This is a genomic window from Paenibacillus sp. PL91 (assembly GCF_012935325.2).
Lineage (GTDB): Bacteria > Bacillota > Bacilli > Paenibacillales > Paenibacillaceae > Pristimantibacillus.
On record NZ_JABBYG020000005.1, the window covers coordinates 257,588 to 276,246 of the forward strand.

Sequence of the window (18,659 nt, forward strand, 5' to 3'; positions counted from 1 at the left end):
GAAGATAGCGATTGCGTTAATTGCAAGGGTCTAAAGATCATGCCATGCAACAGATGCGGAGGAAATGGCTGTTTGGAGAAAGTGTAACGAGTAAGCGCTCTTATTTTAAACATTCGAGAGGGGTATATTTATGAATCAGCAACAGACAAACAACGATGTTCAAGAATTGCTGCAAAATTGGAATTCCCAAAGATACGAGGGCGTTATTCGTACCTATAAGCCGGAAGAAGTGCTTCGGATACGCGGATCGGTTCTGGTTGAGCATACGTTGGCCAAACGCGGGGCGCAGCGGTTCTGGGAGCTGATTCAACAGGAGGATTACGTTCATGCGTTAGGCGCACTGACGGGTAATCAAGCAGTACAGCAAGTTAAAGCGGGCTTGAAGGCGATTTATCTCAGCGGATGGCAGGTTGCTGCCGATGCGAATCTGTCGGGTCACATGTATCCGGATCAGAGCTTGTACCCGGCCAATAGTGTTCCGCACGTTGTAAAACGTATTAACCAAGCTTTGCAGAGGGCGGATCAAATTCAGCACTCCGAAGGCAAGAGCGATATTGATTTCTTCGCGCCGATCGTTGCCGATGCAGAGGCGGGTTTCGGAGGACCTTTAAATGTGTTTGAGCTGATGAAAGCGATGATCGAAGCTGGCGCCTCAGCCGTCCATTTGGAAGATCAGCTCTCATCGGAGAAGAAGTGCGGCCACTTGGGCGGGAAAGTGCTTCTGCCGACGCAACAAGCAATTCGCAATCTGTTGGCGGCTAGACTTGCGGCAGACGTTATGGGAGTGGACACGGTATTGATCGCAAGAACGGATGCCAATGCAGCGCGGTTATTGACGAGCGATATCGATGAGAATGATCATCCATTCTTGACGGGCGAAAGAACGCCGGAAGGATTCTTCTATGTTAAGGAGGGATTGGATCAAGCGATCTCAAGAGGGCTCGCTTACGCTCCTTACGCCGATATGATCTGGTGTGAAACCTCGGAGCCCAATATGGAGGAGGCGGAACGTTTTGCGAAGGCGATTCATAAGAGATTCCCAGGCAAGCCGCTTGCTTATAATTGTTCGCCCTCATTCAATTGGAAGAAGAAGCTGAGCGATGCCGAAATCGCTTCGTTTCAGATGCAGTTAGGCAAATTGGGCTACAAATTCCAATTCGTTACCCTGGCAGGATTCCATGCGCTGAACCATAGTATGTTCACTTTGGCGAAGAGCTATAAAGAACGCGGGATGTCTGCATATTCCGAGCTTCAGCAAGCCGAATTCGCCATCGAAGCGGACGGTTACGAGGCTACCCGCCATCAGAGGGAAGTAGGCACGGGATATTTTGATGAAGTTACCCAAGTTATTTCCGGCGGCACCTCTACTACGAAAGCATTGACGGGTTCTACGGAGCAGGATCAATTCAGTTACTAGTACTCCATCATCCACACATGTTAAACGGAAAAGAGGGCTAAGATGAATGAACAAATGGAGCTTAGCGGCTTGGAGGTTAGAGGGGAAATCCGAAATGCTGCATATGGGGAAATTCTAACACCTGAAGCGTTAGCTTTCGTCAAGAAGCTGGAGAAGCATTTTGGACCCTCGCGCAGTGAACTTCTTATGCTTAGGCAAAAAAGGCAGAAGGATATCGACGAAGGCGAACTGCCGGATTTTTTGGAAGAAACTTCGGAAGTGCGAAATAGCGATTGGCGCGTAACGAGCATCCCCAAGGAACTACAAGATCGCAGGGTCGAGATCACGGGGCCTGCGGGAGACCGGAAAATGGTCATTAACGCGTTGAATTCGGGAGCGAAGCTTTATATGTCGGATCTCGAAGATGCGAACTCTCCCACTTGGTCGAATACGATAGAGGGGCAGATCAATCTTAGAGATGCGGTAAATGGCACAATAGAATACGTAAGTCCGGATGGGAAAGGTTATGCTCTGAATGAGGCGCCCGCTATATTAAAGGTTCGTCCTCGCGGCTGGCATATGGCGGAAAACCATGTAACCATTAATGGACATCCGATTTCCGCAAGCTTATTCGATTTTGGATTGTTCTTCTTTCACAATGCCGAAGCATTAATCCGTAAAGGAAGCAGTCCTTATTTTTACCTTCCTAAAATCGAAAGCTACTTGGAAGCGCGCCTGTGGAATGATGTATTCACGTTTGCGCAGCAGGAGCTGGGGATTGAACAAGGTTCGATTAAAGTAACGGTATTGATCGAAACCATTCTAGCCGCATTCGAAATGGATGAAATCATCTATGAGCTTCGCGAGCATATTGCCGGATTAAATTGCGGGCGCTGGGACTATATTTTCAGCTATATCAAGAAGCTTAGGAATCAACCGGATGTCATATTGCCCAATCGGATTATGATTACGATGACATCTCCTTTTATGAGAGCTTATTCTTTGCTAGCAATAAAAACGTGCCACAAACGTAATATCCATTGCATTGGGGGCATGGCAGCCCAAATTCCTATCAAGAATAATCCGATTGCTCATGAAGTCGCAATGGAAAAGGTGCGACAGGATAAGCTAAGGGAGGTGTCCGACGGGCATGACGGAACTTGGGTCGCCCATCCTGGACTTGTGCCTGTAGCTATGGAAGTATTCAATACCTGGATGCCTGAGGCAAATCAGGTCGAGAGGCAGCTGGACCAGCTGCAGGTGACTTCCGAAAACTTATTGGAAATCCCAGTAGGGCATATAACCGAAGATGGAGTAAGAATGAACGCATCCGTCGGCGTTCAATATCTTGAAGCCTGGCTAAGAGGACTGGGAGCTGTTCCTATCCATCACTTGATGGAGGATGTCGCGACCGCGGAGATATCAAGAGCTCAGCTTTGGCAATGGATTCATCATCCGGCAGGCATTCTTGCGGATGGGCGCAAGGTTACGGCCGAGATGTTCGAAGAAATCTTGCAAGAGGAATTGGACAAAATCAAAAACGAGATTGGTCTTGACCTCTATGCGGAACGTAAATATGGGTTAGCCAGTTCGATTTTCAAAGAGATGACGATATGCGACACCTTCGAAGACTTCCTCACTGATCCCGGTTATGCCTATCTGTTATCGGTAGAACTATAATCGAGAGTGGAAATGATAAAGCTTCCAGTTGCTCTATCCTGTATGGGATCAGAACGGGATGGAAGCTTTATCTATTTATCCCTTTGTTATTTTGATTCTCCTTCATATATAATAATGGAATACAGGGCGGAGATGAGGTGGGAGCAATCGCGGATTTGGACGAGTTCTCGACGAAGCATGAACAAATCATTCAATATATCCAAGGACTCGAGGTGGGCTCGCGGATTTCCGTCCGCAAGATCGCACTTACGCTGGAAGTCAGCGAGGGCACAGCGTACCGGGCAATCAAGGATGCAGAAAATCGCGGAATCGTAAGCACGAACGGGCGTGCAGGGACGACCAGAATCGAGAAGAAACAGAGTCAGAGACAGAGCATCGATAAATTAACGTTCGAAGAGATTACTAAGCTGGTCGATGGAACTGTGCTTGGCGGTGCGGCCGGCTTGCATAAGGAATTGAATAAATTCGTGATCGGCGCCATGCAGCTGGAAGCGATGATCCGCTATATCGAACAAGGCAATTTGCTAATCGTCGGTAACCGAAACAAAGCGCACTCCAGCGCATTGACGTTAGGGGCCGGGGTGCTTATAACGGGTGGTTTCGATACGACCGCCGAAGTAAAGGGGCTCGCCGATAAGCTTGAATTGCCTGTCATAAGCTGTACCTATGATACCTTTACGGTCGCTAATTTGATTAACCGTGCGATCTATGAACGAATGATCAAGAAACAAATTATTCTTGTTGGGGATATTCTCCGCAAGGACGTGAAAGTCGTATTCATGGCCGGCAGCGATAGCGTTGAAAAACTAGTAAGAAAAATCGAAGAAACGAAACATAACCGGTTCCCCGTCGTAGACGACGCGAATAAACCGATCGGCATGATTACAAACAAGGACGTCATCGGAGCCCCCAGTGATCAGAAGCTGGCCGAGCTGATGACGAACAATCCTATTACGGTAACCGTAAATACTTCCATCGCTTCGGTAAGCCATACTATGGTTTGGGAGGGAATTGAGCTCATTCCGGTCATTGACGACAGCGGGCAGCTGATCGGTGTCATCAGCCGGAAAGATGTGCTTAAAGCGATGCAATACGTCCAGATGCAGCCGCAATATGGTGAAACCTTCGAGGATCAAATGTGGTCGGTCTTCGAAGAATCGAGAGCTGACAACGGCGAATTGCGTTTCCGAGGCAGGGTTACCGCCCAAATGATCAACCAGGTCGGATACATATCGGAAGGAATGATGGGCAGCTTAGTTACGCAGGCTGTCAATCGAACCATGAAAGAGTATCGAAAAGGGGATTTGCTCATAGACAGCACCTCGACATATTACCTTGCGACTGTCGAGATCGACAGCATTGTGGAAATTATTCCTACCGTCATCGAGCTTACTCGCAGGTTTTGTAAAATTGAAGTCGGTATGTTCACCGGATCAAAGATGGTTGTGAAATCGATCGTTACCGCACGCTGGCTCGGCCAATAGTTGAGATTAAAAAAGACTTCCAGCTCGGACTGGAGGTCTTTTTTTATATTCACACAACAATATATAAAATATATAATTGTAACAAATTCCCTTGACAATAAGTGCCAATAAATGGAGTCTATACAAAAATGACCGAATATAATTCAGGAAAAAATAGACATCGATTATGTAATAAATATAAATTAGTAGAAAAGAGCGCTTACATCGTAGTTATGTGACATTATATTTTCTCCGCAAAATAAGTATGATTTGCATAGAAACATATTTTATATGAAAGAAAGGGGATTCATAATGACAAGGAGGAAGAAGAAAGTTTTGAGCTTGGTTTTATTTTTGACGATATTGTTAACATCTTTTTCCACCGCAATAGGACCTGCTTTAACAGCTCAAGCTGAAGATGTACCCGTTCAAAAAAACATCGTTTCATTTGCTGTAGCTGGTCAAATTGGCAATTCTATCATTGATGAGAGCGCACATACTGTACATTTTAAAGTGCCTTTTGGCACTGATTTGACAGCGCTTACACCAGTAATTTCGGTTTCTTCGGGTGCAACGATTTCCGCTGCCTCAGGCGTGGCGAAGGATTTTACAACGCCAGTTACCTACACGGTAACGAGCGACAGTGGACCGGACAGCCCTCAGACATGGACTGTAACGGGCTCGTTAACCGAAAAAAGGATTACACTTGATTCCTCAAATATGCTTCTAAAAAGCAATTTTGACTGGGCAATTGGCCAAGCGCTTGAGTTTGTCCAAACGGGCAAGAGCGGACCGGTCAACGTAAACAAAACGGGTGGTCAACCAGGTCCGTTTCCATATATCCCATCATATTGGGCGGGATATAAACATCGCACTGCGTTTTATAGCAGAGACTTTGTCCATCAAGCCCCAGGAGGACATATGCTTGGGCTAGACCAAGAAAATTTCAGCATGTTCAAAACCTTTGCCAAAGGTGCGACGGAAGCTAGAAAATGGTACACCCTTTGGGCGTATAACTTTGATGGCTCCAATTATACAATTGACTACAAGAGCGATACCAACTTTGTACGCGAGGTTCCGATCCAATTCGAGTTGATAGAGAAGGCCTATGAGCAATACTTGTGGACAGGAAATGAGGCATACATCAATGATTCTGACATGTGGAATTTCTATACGAAGGTCTTAACGGATTATATTGCGCTGCATGATACAAACGGCAATGGCGTTGCCGAGGGCACAGGCGGCGGGATATTTAAAGGTGCAGCTAGCTATAACGAGAGAAGTGGAGAACCGATTATTGAAGCGGGCGACGCGATCGGCTCGCAGTATCAAGCATTGCTGGCTTATGCGAACATGCTAAAGGCAAAAGGCTTGAATGCCGAATCAACTGCAGCCTTCGCTAAAGCGCAAGAACTAAAGGATTATTTCAATAATGAGTGGAGCGTTAAGAACGGCGACAAATCAGGCAGCTACGTCAGAGCATGGCATGCTGACCAAGTAACGAGATATACCGATTTCGGCAAGGAGAACAGCTGGTTCTTGCCAATGAAGCTCATTACGGAACCGGGACAAAGAAACAGCAATTACCTGGATTATATTTCCGAACAGATCGGCAATGGCTTGATCTATACATCGCCCACAGCGAAGGCAAGCCTGGATAAGCCGAATTCTCCTGCAAACGTCGAGGCATACAGTTATTTGCCTGACACGTTCTATCCTTACAACCGGGTGGATGAAGGTTGGAAATGGTTGAAATTCCTTATGGAAACAAGGCCGAACAGACATGAGCAATTTGCTGCAGGTACACTTACAAACGGCGAGTATCCGGAAATTTCGTATACCCTTATCGGCAACATCGTGGAAGGGCTGATGGGCATTGAGCCTAACGCGCCGCAGCATTCGGTTGTAACTGCGCCTAGGCTCGCGAGCGAAGTTCCCGACGTCAAAGTAGATTTCCTGCAAATGGGACAAAATGATATCAGCGTTGCCCATAAAGGCAACACCAAAACGGAATTTATAAATAGAGCCGGTTCACAACCGCTTACGTGGGAAGCGCGTTTCTATGGCAATTACCCTACGATTAACCTGAATGGAACCGACCAACCCGCACTTCATAAAACAGTGAATGGCGAGAAGGTAAGCTATATTACGACAACGGTTGCGGTTGGTTCAACTTCTGTAGCAGAAGTCAGCACATCCGGTACAGCGGATAAGGCAGAAGCGCCGGTCAGCGATAAGCCATCAGGCACGTTCGATAAAACGATTAAAGTAGCGTTATCAACCTCAACGCCCGATGCTAAAATTTATTACACATTGGACGGGAAAACGCCAACAAGAAACTCGAATCACTATACTGGCCCTTTCGTCATTCAAAAAACGGCTGAGCTTAAGATGTTTACTGCCAGCGAGTATCTGTTAGACAGCGATGTCGTTTCTTATGCGTATACGATCAATGCGCCAATTGTTGAAAAGCCGACGCCAAATATGGAGGCAGGTACGCACAGCACGTTCTTATCGATTGAGTTAAGCACCTCTACAGCTGGTGCGGACATTTATTACACCGTTGACGGCACAACCCCAACTAGAAACAGCACCAAATATATGAATCCTATCGCAGTTACGAAAACAACGACCGTAAAAGCCATTGCGTTTAAGGAAGAGTGGGTAGATAGTGATGTCGCGACCTTAGCCTATGCGATTGTCCTGCCTGTTGTGGATGCACCAGCAGCAAGCAAAGCAACAGGGCGTTACGATGAAGCGTTCCAGGTTACACTTGCGACTGGTACGGAAGGCGCTTCTATTTACTATACAACAAACGGCGATACGCCAACGAAGGACAGTACTCTTTATACAGGTGCATTTGAAATTGCAAACTCGACTACGGTGAAGGCTATTGCTGTGAAGGACATGTACACGAACAGCATTGTCGCATCCTATGCTTATCGCATCGTCGCTGGTCCTTTGCCAGAACCGGCAAGCGCACCGGCCTATCTTTCCGACTTGAATTGGATCAGTGCAACGAGTGGATGGGCAGGACATCCGCCGCTGAAGGATCATGCCATTAACAGCGCAACCACGCCGATTAAAATCAATGGCATAACTTATGCGAAAGGGATCGGAACCAATGCGACGTCTATTATTAAATACAATATTGGCGGTGGATATGGCCTATTTAAAGCCGTAATCGGAATAGACGACGTCTAAAATAAGAAGGGCACGGCTACAACCCTTTGGTTTGAAGTGTTGGGGGATGGTTTCTCGATTTATAAAAGCCCGACAATGAACACGGTGAGCGGTCCAGCAGCAGGCATTCCAATCGAAGTAGATATAACAGGTGTTAATGAGCTTACGCTTATTGTGAACGATGCAGGCACACCAACTAACAACCCATCGAACAGCGATCACGGTGACTGGGCTGACGCACAAATCATACCACGTGTTGTTCCGGTTACAGGTGTGACGGTAAGCAAGACAGAACTCAGCTTAACGAAGGGCGAAAAGTCAACGCTGCAAGCGGCAATCCTGCCTGCGAATGCGACGAATCATGACGTAGAATGGAGCACCAGCAGTTCGGCAGTTGCAACGGTAAGCAGCAAAGGAGAAGTTACCGCGATAGCACCGGGCAAGGCGACTATAACGCTGACTTCGAAAGACGGTGGGTTCAAGGCAACGACGACTGTTACGGTACATGCTAAACAAATAACGACAGTTGATTTGAAGGGAAACATCACGGTGCATATTGATACAGATGCAGCCGGCAAAGCCAATGTAGTTTTAAGTGCGAATGATATGAATACTGCTGCGGCAAAAACGACGAATAAATTAATCAATATCATGATTAAACCAGATGCAGGCACCAAGGAGGTCGCAGTCCTCGCCCCTGTAGCGGATCTGAAGCAGAATACAGGCTTGGTCATAAATACGGGTTCAGCGAATACTTTTATTCCTTCTGACATGCTGGTCAATAAAAATGGTACGGATGCAGCTGTTCTAGAGCTTTCCGTGAAGCAGGTCGACAAAGACAAGCTGCCGCCTGCGGCACAAACTTTTACCTTACAAAATACAGCATTGGATTTTAATCTAATACTCGATGGCAAAACGATAAGTGATTTTGGAGGCAGAAGCGTAGAAATTAATCTGCCTTACACCCTGAAAATGGGTGAAGATCCGAATGAAATGGTCGTTTATTTCATCAATAACGAAGGCAAGCTGGAAATCGTAAAGAATAGCAGCTATAATTCGGCAACAAGCAATGTCCATTTTTCAGTCAAGCAATTCGGCAAATATGCAGTTGCAGCAGTTAATTAAGCGGTGGAATAATACCGCAGGTGTACGTTAGGTTTCTCTATCAAAGGCAGTTGAAAAAAGAAGCATTCAAAAAAGACTTTCAATTCGGAAATCGAATTGAGAGTTTTTTTTTGATTAAGGCTGCCATTGTAATCCTCACTAGAGCAATCATCCGGTTTATTTTTCTAAAAAAAGGACATCCTATTTAAATAGAGAACACACGTTCCATTCAGCAGGAAGGAGCTGATCATATGTTGGAGATTATTGAGGATATTGAAGCGAAGATCAAAGTGCTTCAATCACAAATTGAAAACAGAAAAAGCTGTGAAAGGTTTAATTTCAGTCATGAATCAGATAATCAATACAAGCTGCTTGTATTAATGATTGAGCTGGAAAAGTGGGAAGCATCTTTGAAGCTGCTGGTTCACTATCAAAATAAAAGAGGTTTTCCTGTAAAAAGGAAAAGCAAAGATTTTGAAAAAATGATACAGCTCCAAATTAGAGATATGCCGGGTTCAATTAGGAGAGAGACGTGCTCGTTAATGATTGAATATATGAAACAGCTGGAATGGAAAATTGAAAATAACGATGGATTTCTGCTGGACGATGTCGGAAATTGAGAAGGGATCTGCAGCTTTATCGATCCAAATAAGGAAAAAATAGAACGCTGCAAATTTAAGTACATAGTCATATAGGTGCTTTCTATTCTTTTAGGATATAATTGGTAAACAGCTTCATAGGCTAATTATATTTATAAAGATAGAGAGGGCAGGTGCCGGCATGAAATTTAATGAATATCGTTATGAGCGTCCTGATGTTAAGGATTTGGAGCAAAAAATCAAAGCACAGTTGGAATCGTTTAATTCGGCAGACAGCTATGAGAAGCAGGATGCGGCTATGGCTGCGTTGAATAAGCTTCGAAGCGAATTTGATACGCAGCAGCAAATTGCGAGCATACGTCACTCTATCGATACAAACGATGAATTTTATAAAGCGGAGCAGGACTTTTTTGACGAGAACGGACCGATCGTACAGGAATATTTAACCGATTATTACCGCTCGCTCGTGCATTCGAAGTTCAGGGCTCAATTGGAAAACAAGTGGGGACGGCAGCTTTTTCAGCTGGCAGAGCTGGCACTTAAAATTTTTAGCCCGGAGGTTATTGAGGATCTTCAACGGGAAAATAAGCTGACGACGGAGTACGACAAGCTAATTGCATCGGCAAAAATTGTGTTCGAGGGCGAGGAGCGGACGCTTTCGCAGCTCGCGCCATTCCAGCAGTCAACGGATCGCGATATGCGAAGACGCGCTACGGAAGCGTCATCGGGCTTCATGGCCGAGAACGAGGAAACGTTTGACCGCATCTATGATGACCTTGTTAAGGTACGGACTAAGATCGCAAGGAAGCTTGGTTTCAGCAACTATGTCGAGCTTGGCTATGCAAGAATGTCCCGTACCGACTACAGCGCCGAGATGGTAGCGAACTTCCGGAAACAAGTGCTTGAGGGAATCGTGCCGATCGCGACGAAGCTGAGGGAGCGGCAGCAAGCAAGAATCGATGTGGACCAGCTATTGTACTACGACGAGAATTTCAGCTTTAAATCAGGAAATGCGACGCCAAAGGGCGATCCGGAATGGATCGTGGGCAATGGAGCGAAGATGTATGAACAATTGTCTCCGGAGACGGATGCATTTTTCCGCTTCATGCAGCAAAATGATCTCATGGATCTCGTCAGCAAGAAGGGCAAGCAAAGCGGAGGATACTGTACCTATATTAGCGAATACAAAGCTCCCTATATTTTTTCCAACTTTAATGGGACATCAGGCGACATCGACGTTCTAACCCATGAAGCGGGCCACGCCTTCCAAGTGTATGAGAGCAGGCGTTTTGAGGTGCCGGAATACAGCTTCCCTACTTATGAGGCTTGTGAGATTCACTCGATGAGCATGGAGTTTTTCACGTGGCCGTGGATGAACCTCTTCTTCGAGGAGGATGCGGATAAATACCGCTTTGACCATTTAGCAAGCGGCTTGATTTTCCTTCCATACGGCGTTACGGTGGATGAATTCCAGCATTATATTTATGAGAACCCGGATGCGACACCAGCCGAGCGCAAAAAGGCATGGCGGGATATTGAGCGCAAATATTTGCCTCACCGCAATTATGCGGATAATCAATACCTGGAGCAGGGCGGCTTCTGGCATAAGCAGGGGCATATATTCAGAACGCCATTCTATTATATTGATTATACGCTGGCTCAGATCTGTGCCTTTCAGTTCTGGAAGAAGATGCATGAGGATCGTACTGCGGCATGGGCAGATTATTTGAAGCTTTGCCGCCTTGGCGGGAGCTTGTCCTTTACGGAGCTGGTTAAGGCTGCGGGGCTGAAATCGCCGTTTGAGGATGGCTGCGTTTCATCGGTCGTCGGCAGCATCGAGAGCTGGCTGGACAGCGTTGACGACACGGTTCTGTAATAGAAGAGTAAATTACGTGAACGCGCGCGGAAGCGGTACAGATCGTCTTTAATTTGCCCAAGAAGTAATCATGTTTCTATGGAGTTTAGGAAAGGCCTCAACGATGAGGCCTTTCCTTTTTTTTAGCGTGAGATCATGAACGAATTAATTTATATATTGCCATTATAATATTGGTTTTCGGAAGTGACTTCAAAACCGACGTTGCGGTATAGATTTAATGCACGCTCATTTTCGGTGACGACTCCTAATCGGATATGAGCGCGTTGTTCTTCCACCAAAATAGCTACAGCCTTCGTCAGAACCTCATGCCCCAATCCTTTTCCTTGATGGGTGGGGAGTATACAAAAATCATGAACAACGGCAGTCGTTGGATTGATGTGATTTATTCGGATGATGCCAACATTCTCACGATTCAACATAGCGATATACGTCATTCGGCTTGGCTCATTCGTCCGGCTAAAATATTCGCGCGTCCATTCCTCCGATTCGGCAAAGGACTGTGATGAGCATAGCACCATAAACTCGAAGTCCTGAGGCTGCATGAGGCGCAGTCGCAAACCAGTATGACGAGGCGTACTAGGCTTCAAATGGGCGAGCGTCATCGCATATTCTGATCTTTGAAAGCTTGCCTTCATGTGTTCAACAAAGCCGAAGCCAGACTGGGAGCCAGAAGGTACTCGGAAGCTTAGCGTTTGCAGCTCTTGCGGTTTCATATCCTCTTTGGCGCGCTGCAGCAAGCTGCGGAACACGCCTTGGCGACGATAGTCCGGATGCACCATCCCATTGATATTGGCTGCGCTGCCGTCTGAGGTATACCAGCTGAGCAGGCCGATCAGCCTTTCATGATGGTAGCAAAGCAACGCGTGGTCTCCATCCTCTTTCACAAGATGCTCGATCCCGACATTTATATGGATTTGTTCAAATTGCTTACACTGTTGCTCTAGTATAACGATTGCATCGATTTGTTCCTTGGAATCATATTTCATAGGCATTAAATCATATTTTGGCATAGTTGCAGCACCCTCAATGGTAAAGGAAACACGCAGTTTTTGGACCAGTAGGCGCTATCCTTCTAGAATGGGTCCGGTTATATTGTTTTTCATCATTATCTCCTCCAATTAAACTCATTAAGACTATAACATATAATGGGTCCGTATAATAAAATAATGGTTATTTTAGAGTGGGTTCATATAAAATGGAGAGTAATTATGCATGTGATTATGAGGAATCTTATGCTAGCTTTGAGCCGAGCTTCTTTACTTTATGGAGCCATTTGGCGCGCAGCTCCGCTGATGATGGCTTAACTGGCCCAATCTCCGTCACGCGTACAGGCGTAATTCCGCAGAATTGCAAAATATTGCGTTTCATTACATTATGGCCCGCACGCTTGTATATCCACCTGTTGTACCAAGGCGGAGTGTCCATCGTGACAATTAAGTGTGCAGATTTGCCGCGAAGGAGCTTATCCCACAGGTTGGAATTTTCACTGTATTTGAATGCGAAGCCCGGCAAAAACACGCGGTCAATAAAGCCTTTCAGGATGGCAGGCATCGCGCCCCACCAGGTGGGGTAGACGAATACGAGGTGATCCGCCCAGGTAATTAATTTCTGAGCCTCTATCAAATCTTTCTCCAGCTCTGTTCTTTGGCGATAACCAAACTTTAAGTTCAAATCAAATTGAATTTTGCTCAAATCAATGGTTCGGACCTCGGCATTATTGCTTATTGCCCCTTCTATATAAGCTTCAGACAAAGCCGAGCAAAAGCTTTGTGAATCGGGATGTCCGTTAATTACGAGTATTTTCGATTTCATATTCCTATTCCTCCTCAAATAAATGCCACTCTTACTCTTACTCTTGATCGCTGTCCTTCGTAGTTGTTTGCGTTATAATAAGTGGTGTATGACTACATTTAGCTTAGTACGATTTCAAACATAAATGAATGATCAATGACGCAAAAAATGTTGCTGATTTGCGCAAAGGAGGATGGCAGCATGAAGAGTCATGGGGTGGCCATTTCGATGGTATATCCGATTATGAAGACAATCGTTCACAAAGGATTTGATACCGAGCAATATTGCAGCTATGCTTCGTTTGATGCTAGTCTGCTGCAAGATGTAGAAGCCCGTATTTCAGGTGATGAATTGGTACGACTGATGATCGCAGCTGCGCATTTCACGCAAGACGATCACTTCGGTTTGCACCAAGGTGAAATTATGGAGTTCGGAGATTTGGGCATTCTCGGTTATGTCATGCTGCATTCTAGTACGATTGTCGAATCGCTAGCCGCTTACCAGCGGTATAATGTGATTTTGTCCAGCGGATTTAATTTGGACTGGGAAGTGCAGGGAGACGATGTCCTGATTCGATTGTTTTTACATAGTTCCGAGCAGATGTCTCGTCATTGTATGGAGGATATGGCGAGCTCCGTATATCGGTTAATTTGCAGACTTAGCAATCGGCGTATTGTGCTCAATGAGATTCAGTTTGCGCATGACGCTCCAGCCGATACGAGCCCATATATGTCGGTGTTTGGGAGTGTCCCCGTGTTTGGCGGGAAGGAAAATGTTCTGCGCATGAGCAAGGATGTGCTATCCTATTCCGTTATGTATTCCGATTTCAAGCTGCTGGGTGTATTCGAGGCGATTGCACAGGAAGCAAAAGATCAGCTGATGCCGGCAAGCGAGTTTTCAGAGCAGGTGGTACAGTGGATGAAAAAATGTATTCCATCCTATTTCCCGACCTTGCAGCAAACGGCTGAATCTTTCGGAATAAGCACGCGAACGCTTCAAAATAAATTGAAAGAAGAAAACACGACCTACAATGATCTTTCTATCCGCGTGCGCAAGGAGCTGGCAATGGGCTACTTAAGGAAATGGGAATATTCGGTTGGCGAGATTGCCTATGTCATGCACTTTTCAGAGCCAAGCGCTTTTCAAAGCGCATTTAAGAAGTGGACGGGACTGACGCCAGGGCAGTACCGGTCAAAAATAATGAATGAACGAGCATCTAACACAGTCTAAAATAGGCTGTGTTTTTGATTTGGCTCCCCCAAGGAAAGTTATTTCTATAATAAATTTACACATATGCATCTTAAAAAAATACCTGTAAGTCTGCATATAGAAAAGATAGCATTTGTCTTGTAAACGCTTTCTTCATTAATTAACGTTAATATCCATTACAAAGGAGTGAAATGATGAGCAGGAAGTATTCACTAAAGCATGTTGCAGTATCATTTTTATGCGGATCGTTGTTCTTCTCCGGCATTGGCTTTGCGGCTTCAGCTTCGACGGACATCAGCTTGAAAAAGCTGAAATTGATCGTGGATGGGGTAAATAAAAGCGCACCAGACGGCTTGTACAACAATCAGGGTGATAAGGTGCCGGAATCGTTGATTTACCAGAATACAACGTACGTGCCTGTACGAATGATCGGGGAAATGCTTGGCAAGACGGTTGAATGGGACTCCGGCAGCAGGGCAGTCATCATGAGCAGCAATCCAGGCGATGAAAGCAAGGGCAAAGTGTCGCTTGATGCCTCCGAGCTGCTTACTTTGGATGCGGATGCCTTGAATGAGGCGAAGCGCAAATATTTGGCGGGTGATCCGCTTATCACGCAGAGCGTCAATCAGCTGAAGAAGGATGCGGATACAGCTATGCAAAAAGGTCCCTTCTCGGTCATGGATAAGACATCGGTTGCGCCAAGCGGAGATAAACACGATTACGTTTCCATCGGCGTTTACTGGTGGCCGAATCCCGATACGCCGGATGGATTGCCGTATATACATAAAGACGGCCAGCTTAATCCAGAAGTCAATACGTCTACTTTCGACCGCGACAGCTTTGGCAAAACAAGCTCGGGCATCCGTACTTTGTCCTTAGCTTATTTCTACACCGAGAACGAAGCGTATGCGAAATACGCATCCAAATTGCTTAAAGTTTGGTATTTGGATGCTGCGACGCGAATGAACCCGAGTTTGAATTACGGACAATCGGTTCCGGGCGTGAATGAGGGCAGGGCAGCAGGCATTATCGAAACGTTAAATATTTTCAACACGCTTGATCCTGCAACGATTTTAAATGACTCAACTCATTTATCAGATCAAGACTTGGAACAGTTTAAAAAATGGATTGGCGATTACATGAGGTGGTTGATGGAAAGCCCGATCGGTATGGATGAAAAGAACGCCAAAAACAACCATGGCAATTGGTATAACGCTCAAGTTGCCGCCTATGCCCTATTTAGTGGACATCCCGATATTGCTAAACAGGTAGCCGAAGCGTCCAAGAAAAGGATTGCTTCGCAAATTGAGCCAGACGGACGAATGCCGCTTGAGATTAGCAGAACGCGATCTCTTCATTATTCGACCTACAATATGGACGCCCTAACCAATGTCGCTCGCTTGGGGAGCAAGGTTGGAGTCGATCTATGGAATTATGAGACAGAAGACGGGCGCGGCATCCTTAAGGCGCTTGAGTTTCTGAGTCCATATATCAGCAAGGAGAAGGAATGGGAGTTTGAGCAGATCAAGTCGGAAAGCCTTTCAGCGGCAATTCCAATTATGACGACTGCGGCGAAGATGTATGACAAGCAGCAATTCCGAGCAGTTGCCGAAAAATTGTTGAAGGAGAAGGACCCTGCGGCGCGGGAGCACTTGTTGTTCGCGGTTCCGAATGCATCTAAATAAGCCGCTAAGCAGGCATTTAAATAGAGACGACTTTCAATTCGGAAATCGAATTGAAGGTCGTTTTTTGCGCGTATAATATTGCCCGATTCAATTAGAACTTTAACCAGATACGTCGCTAAGCCATTAAAACTATTTTTATTTACATACACACTGTATGTATGTTATTATTCGGATAAATCACGATACCATTAAAACAAGGGAGAACATGAACATGAAATTGAACAGTTTCTATCCGGTTGTCATGGCAAAGGTCGTGGCGGAAAGCGCTGAATTTTATCAGCGGCACTTTGGTTTTGAAGTTGTATATGAGTCTGATTGGTATGTAAGCTTGCGAACAGGCGAAGATCAGCAGAGATCGTATGAGCTTGCGCTGCTCGATGCGGGGCATCCGACGATTCCTGCCACTTACCGCAAAAGGGCTGAGGGACTGATTCTGAACATGGAAGTTGATAATGTGGATAAAGAATACAAGCGGTTAGTGCTTGATGCCAAGCTAACGCTGGAACAGGATATTCGGGATGAGGATTTTGGGCAACGACATTTTATACTTTCTGATCCTGGCGGCGTTTTGATAGATGTAATAGAAATGATTCCGCCCTCAGAGGAGGAGAAGTCCAATTATTTGGGCATATGAGCTTGTGAAGGGAATGGGAGAAAACGGATGAGAAGAAATAAGAAAGATACTGCCGAGACCATTCTTAAACTGCAGGAGATTGCACGGCAGCATTTTACTATACATGGCTATGCCGACTGTTCACTGGAGGAAATAGCAAAAACCGCCGAGGTAACCCGCGGTGCTGTATATCATCATTTTGGCAGCAAGAAAGGATTGTTCAAGGCTGTGCTGGAGCTTGTTCAGCGTGAAGTCGCTCAGCGGTTGGAAGAGGAGGCCGCGCTCAGCGAGGATCAGTGGGAGCAGCTGTATCTGGGCTGCCGGGCATTTGTAACGGTGGCGATAGAGCCGGAGAATAGACGGATTATGTTAATAGATGGACCAGCCGTGCTTGGCTGGGAGGAGTGGCGGCTGATGGATGAGCAGCAGTCTATGCGGTTATTGCATGGACAACTGGAACTGATGCAGCAGCAAGGCTATCTGAAAAATGTCAGGCTGGATGCAGCAACACATTTGCTGTCAGGTGCACTAAATGAGGCAGCGCTCTGGTTGGCCCAGATAGCGAATACTGCAGATGCTTCCGAAGCAATGGAAGACTGTCTACAGACGCTGCGCAGGCTGCTGGACGGTATTAGATAACCCAGCCCACGGCATCATGCGCTCTGAATTTGCCGCGCTTAATGTTCGTGGGCGTGTTCTCCCGATCTTGCCCAATTTCTCACGAATTATCAAATCACTCGCGATCGACTGTTGCTTGCTTGGCCCTAACATATTGCGCCTTTTACAGTGACAAAGCTCAGGGACCGCTTAATTGAACATGAAGCAATGGATAGGGAAAATGTCGCTTTTTTAGATGTTGATTTTGTAATGCTCGCGGCTTAAACTTTAATTGTTATTGAAGCTAGCAGTTGCGAGAAGCATGCTATTTTTCCAATCTAATTTTTTAAACTTCTATGTTTATAGGTTTGGTCTGCTCGGTTAGTACTGAAATTGGAGGGAATAATTCATGGAAAATCCGATTTATAATAGGTTGCTTCCAGCACCAAAAAATGGCGGCTTCCATATGGACGACTATTATATTTGGTGCGGTTCTGCCATTCAAGGGGAAGATGGCAAGTACCATTTGTTTGCATCGAGATGGCGCAAGGATCTTGGTTTTGGCGCGCAGTGGTTGTTTAATTGTGAAATTGTAAGAGCAGTGAGTGACAAACCGGAAGGTCCCTATCAATTTGAGGAGGTTGTATTCGAGCGTCGGGATCGTTCTTATTTTGATGCGCTGAATCAGCATAACCCCTCTATTCGATTTTGGAATGGTACGTATTATCTTTATTATTTCGGAACGACTTACGGCGGGCCTATCCCATCACCAGGAGAGGATATATCCTCTGGCCGTGCGCTTGAAGTTTGGAATCGCAAAAGGATTGGGCTCGCCACCAGCAATTCCGTTTATGGACCTTGGAAGCGAATGGACACCCCTCTTTTGGAGCCTAGGGAACCAGGCCACTGGGATTGTACCATCACTACCAATCCCTCGGCAGCTATTTTGCCGGATGGAACGACTTATATGATATACAAATCCCGTGAATATGCGAATGCGACGCTGCAGCTCGGAATTGTGAAAGCGCCTCATCCGGCAGGGCCGTTCGAGCGGCTGAGCGATTTGCCGATATTCCGTTTTGACAACGAGGATTTCCACGTTGAGGACCCTTACCTTTGGTATGCGGATGGACTGTTTCATGTGCTGATGAAGGATGACTATAAGAATGACAGCGGCGGACTTACGGGCGAGTGGGGCGCTGGCGTTTATGCTACAAGCGAGGATTGTATTCATTGGAACCTGCATCCTAATCCATTGTCCTATACGCGCAGCGTGACATGGGACGACGGGACAACAACGCTGCAATGCAATCTAGAACGGCCAAATCTTTTATTCCACGACGGAAAGCCGACCCATTTGTTTCTAGCTACCGGAAATGGCGAGAGTCCTTGGGGGTTTGAAGGCGTCACTTGGAACATGGTTATTCCTTTAAAATAAATGAAGATGGCGCTGTGGATGTACA

At 46.0% G+C, this 18,659-nt stretch carries 12 protein-coding genes and 1 pseudogene; 11 read left to right on the forward strand and 2 right to left on the reverse strand.

Features of this window, described 5'->3' with window-relative positions; genetic code table 11:
- Nucleotides 1-130 precede the first annotated feature (130 nt).
- The 6 genes and pseudogenes from aceA to HI950_RS14535 all read left to right on the forward strand — a co-directional run bounded on the left by aceA (nt 131) and on the right by HI950_RS14535 (nt 11,301).
- On the forward strand, nt 131-1,417 hold the full coding sequence (gene aceA / locus HI950_RS14505; protein ID WP_169085055.1) for an isocitrate lyase: 1,287 nt from the start codon (nt 131-133) through the stop codon (nt 1,415-1,417).
- Between the two features lie 42 nt (nt 1,418-1,459).
- Nucleotides 1,460-3,076 carry a malate synthase A gene (gene aceB, locus HI950_RS14510; protein ID WP_169085053.1) on the forward strand — a complete coding sequence of 539 codons (1,617 nt, stop codon included), beginning with the start codon at nt 1,460-1,462 and terminating at the stop codon, nt 3,074-3,076.
- A 137-nt stretch (nt 3,077-3,213) separates the two neighbouring features.
- Nucleotides 3,214-4,560 carry a DRTGG domain-containing protein gene (locus HI950_RS14515; protein ID WP_317618366.1) on the forward strand — a complete coding sequence of 449 codons (1,347 nt, stop codon included), beginning with the start codon at nt 3,214-3,216 and terminating at the stop codon, nt 4,558-4,560.
- A 1,941-nt stretch (nt 4,561-6,501) separates the two neighbouring features.
- Nucleotides 6,502-8,847: pseudogene (locus tag HI950_RS37010) on the forward strand (chitobiase/beta-hexosaminidase C-terminal domain-containing protein).
- A gap of 230 nt (nt 8,848-9,077) precedes the next feature.
- Nucleotides 9,078-9,446: a hypothetical protein gene (locus HI950_RS14530; RefSeq protein WP_169085047.1), complete on the forward strand. Its 369-nt coding sequence runs from the start codon at nt 9,078-9,080 to the stop codon at nt 9,444-9,446.
- A 160-nt stretch (nt 9,447-9,606) separates the two neighbouring features.
- On the forward strand, nt 9,607-11,301 hold the full coding sequence (locus HI950_RS14535; protein WP_169085044.1) for a M3 family oligoendopeptidase: 1,695 nt from the start codon (nt 9,607-9,609) through the stop codon (nt 11,299-11,301).
- A gap of 149 nt (nt 11,302-11,450) precedes the next feature.
- Here HI950_RS14535 and HI950_RS14540 read toward each other — a convergent pair whose 3' ends face one another.
- Both HI950_RS14540 and HI950_RS14545 read right to left on the reverse strand, forming a co-directional pair.
- Nucleotides 11,451-12,311 (reverse strand): GNAT family N-acetyltransferase, encoded by an 861-nt coding sequence (locus HI950_RS14540; protein WP_169085042.1) that lies wholly within the window; start codon nt 12,309-12,311, stop codon nt 11,451-11,453.
- A 220-nt stretch (nt 12,312-12,531) separates the two neighbouring features.
- Nucleotides 12,532-13,113 carry an NAD(P)H-dependent oxidoreductase gene (locus tag HI950_RS14545; RefSeq protein WP_169085040.1) on the reverse strand — a complete coding sequence of 194 codons (582 nt, stop codon included), beginning with the start codon at nt 13,111-13,113 and terminating at the stop codon, nt 12,532-12,534.
- A 180-nt stretch (nt 13,114-13,293) separates the two neighbouring features.
- On the opposite strand from HI950_RS14545, the gene HI950_RS14550 reads away from it, so the two are divergent.
- The 5 genes from HI950_RS14550 (at nt 13,294) to HI950_RS14570 (ending at nt 18,634) form a co-directional block, all read left to right on the forward strand.
- Entirely contained in the window at nt 13,294-14,322 is a 1,029-nt protein-coding gene (locus tag HI950_RS14550) for an AraC family transcriptional regulator (protein WP_169085038.1), read from the forward strand.
- 173 nt (nt 14,323-14,495) lie between these two features.
- Nucleotides 14,496-15,986 (forward strand): alginate lyase family protein, encoded by a 1,491-nt coding sequence (locus tag HI950_RS14555; protein ID WP_169085036.1) that lies wholly within the window; start codon nt 14,496-14,498, stop codon nt 15,984-15,986.
- A gap of 211 nt (nt 15,987-16,197) precedes the next feature.
- On the forward strand, nt 16,198-16,620 hold the full coding sequence (locus HI950_RS14560; RefSeq protein ID WP_169085034.1) for a VOC family protein: 423 nt from the start codon (nt 16,198-16,200) through the stop codon (nt 16,618-16,620).
- A gap of 27 nt (nt 16,621-16,647) precedes the next feature.
- On the forward strand, nt 16,648-17,238 hold the full coding sequence (locus HI950_RS14565) for a TetR/AcrR family transcriptional regulator (RefSeq protein ID WP_169085032.1): 591 nt from the start codon (nt 16,648-16,650) through the stop codon (nt 17,236-17,238).
- A 367-nt stretch (nt 17,239-17,605) separates the two neighbouring features.
- On the forward strand, nt 17,606-18,634 hold the full coding sequence (locus tag HI950_RS14570) for a glycoside hydrolase family protein (protein WP_169085030.1): 1,029 nt from the start codon (nt 17,606-17,608) through the stop codon (nt 18,632-18,634).
- Nucleotides 18,635-18,659: the final 25 nt, after the last annotated feature.

Coding starts and splice junctions, on each gene's coding strand:
- aceA (WP_169085055.1), top strand. CDS start 131: ATGAATCAGCAACAGACAAACAACGATGTTCAAGAATTGCTGCAAAAT.
- aceB (WP_169085053.1), top strand. CDS start 1,460: ATGAATGAACAAATGGAGCTTAGCGGCTTGGAGGTTAGAGGGGAAATC.
- HI950_RS14530 (WP_169085047.1), top strand. CDS start 9,078: ATGTTGGAGATTATTGAGGATATTGAAGCGAAGATCAAAGTGCTTCAA.
- HI950_RS14535 (WP_169085044.1), top strand. CDS start 9,607: ATGAAATTTAATGAATATCGTTATGAGCGTCCTGATGTTAAGGATTTG.
- HI950_RS14540 (WP_169085042.1), bottom strand. CDS start 12,311: ATGCCAAAATATGATTTAATGCCTATGAAATATGATTCCAAGGAACAA.
- HI950_RS14545 (WP_169085040.1), bottom strand. CDS start 13,113: ATGAAATCGAAAATACTCGTAATTAACGGACATCCCGATTCACAAAGC.
- HI950_RS14550 (WP_169085038.1), top strand. CDS start 13,294: ATGAAGAGTCATGGGGTGGCCATTTCGATGGTATATCCGATTATGAAG.
- HI950_RS14555 (WP_169085036.1), top strand. CDS start 14,496: ATGAGCAGGAAGTATTCACTAAAGCATGTTGCAGTATCATTTTTATGC.
- HI950_RS14560 (WP_169085034.1), top strand. CDS start 16,198: ATGAAATTGAACAGTTTCTATCCGGTTGTCATGGCAAAGGTCGTGGCG.
- HI950_RS14565 (WP_169085032.1), top strand. CDS start 16,648: ATGAGAAGAAATAAGAAAGATACTGCCGAGACCATTCTTAAACTGCAG.
- HI950_RS14570 (WP_169085030.1), top strand. CDS start 17,606: ATGGAAAATCCGATTTATAATAGGTTGCTTCCAGCACCAAAAAATGGC.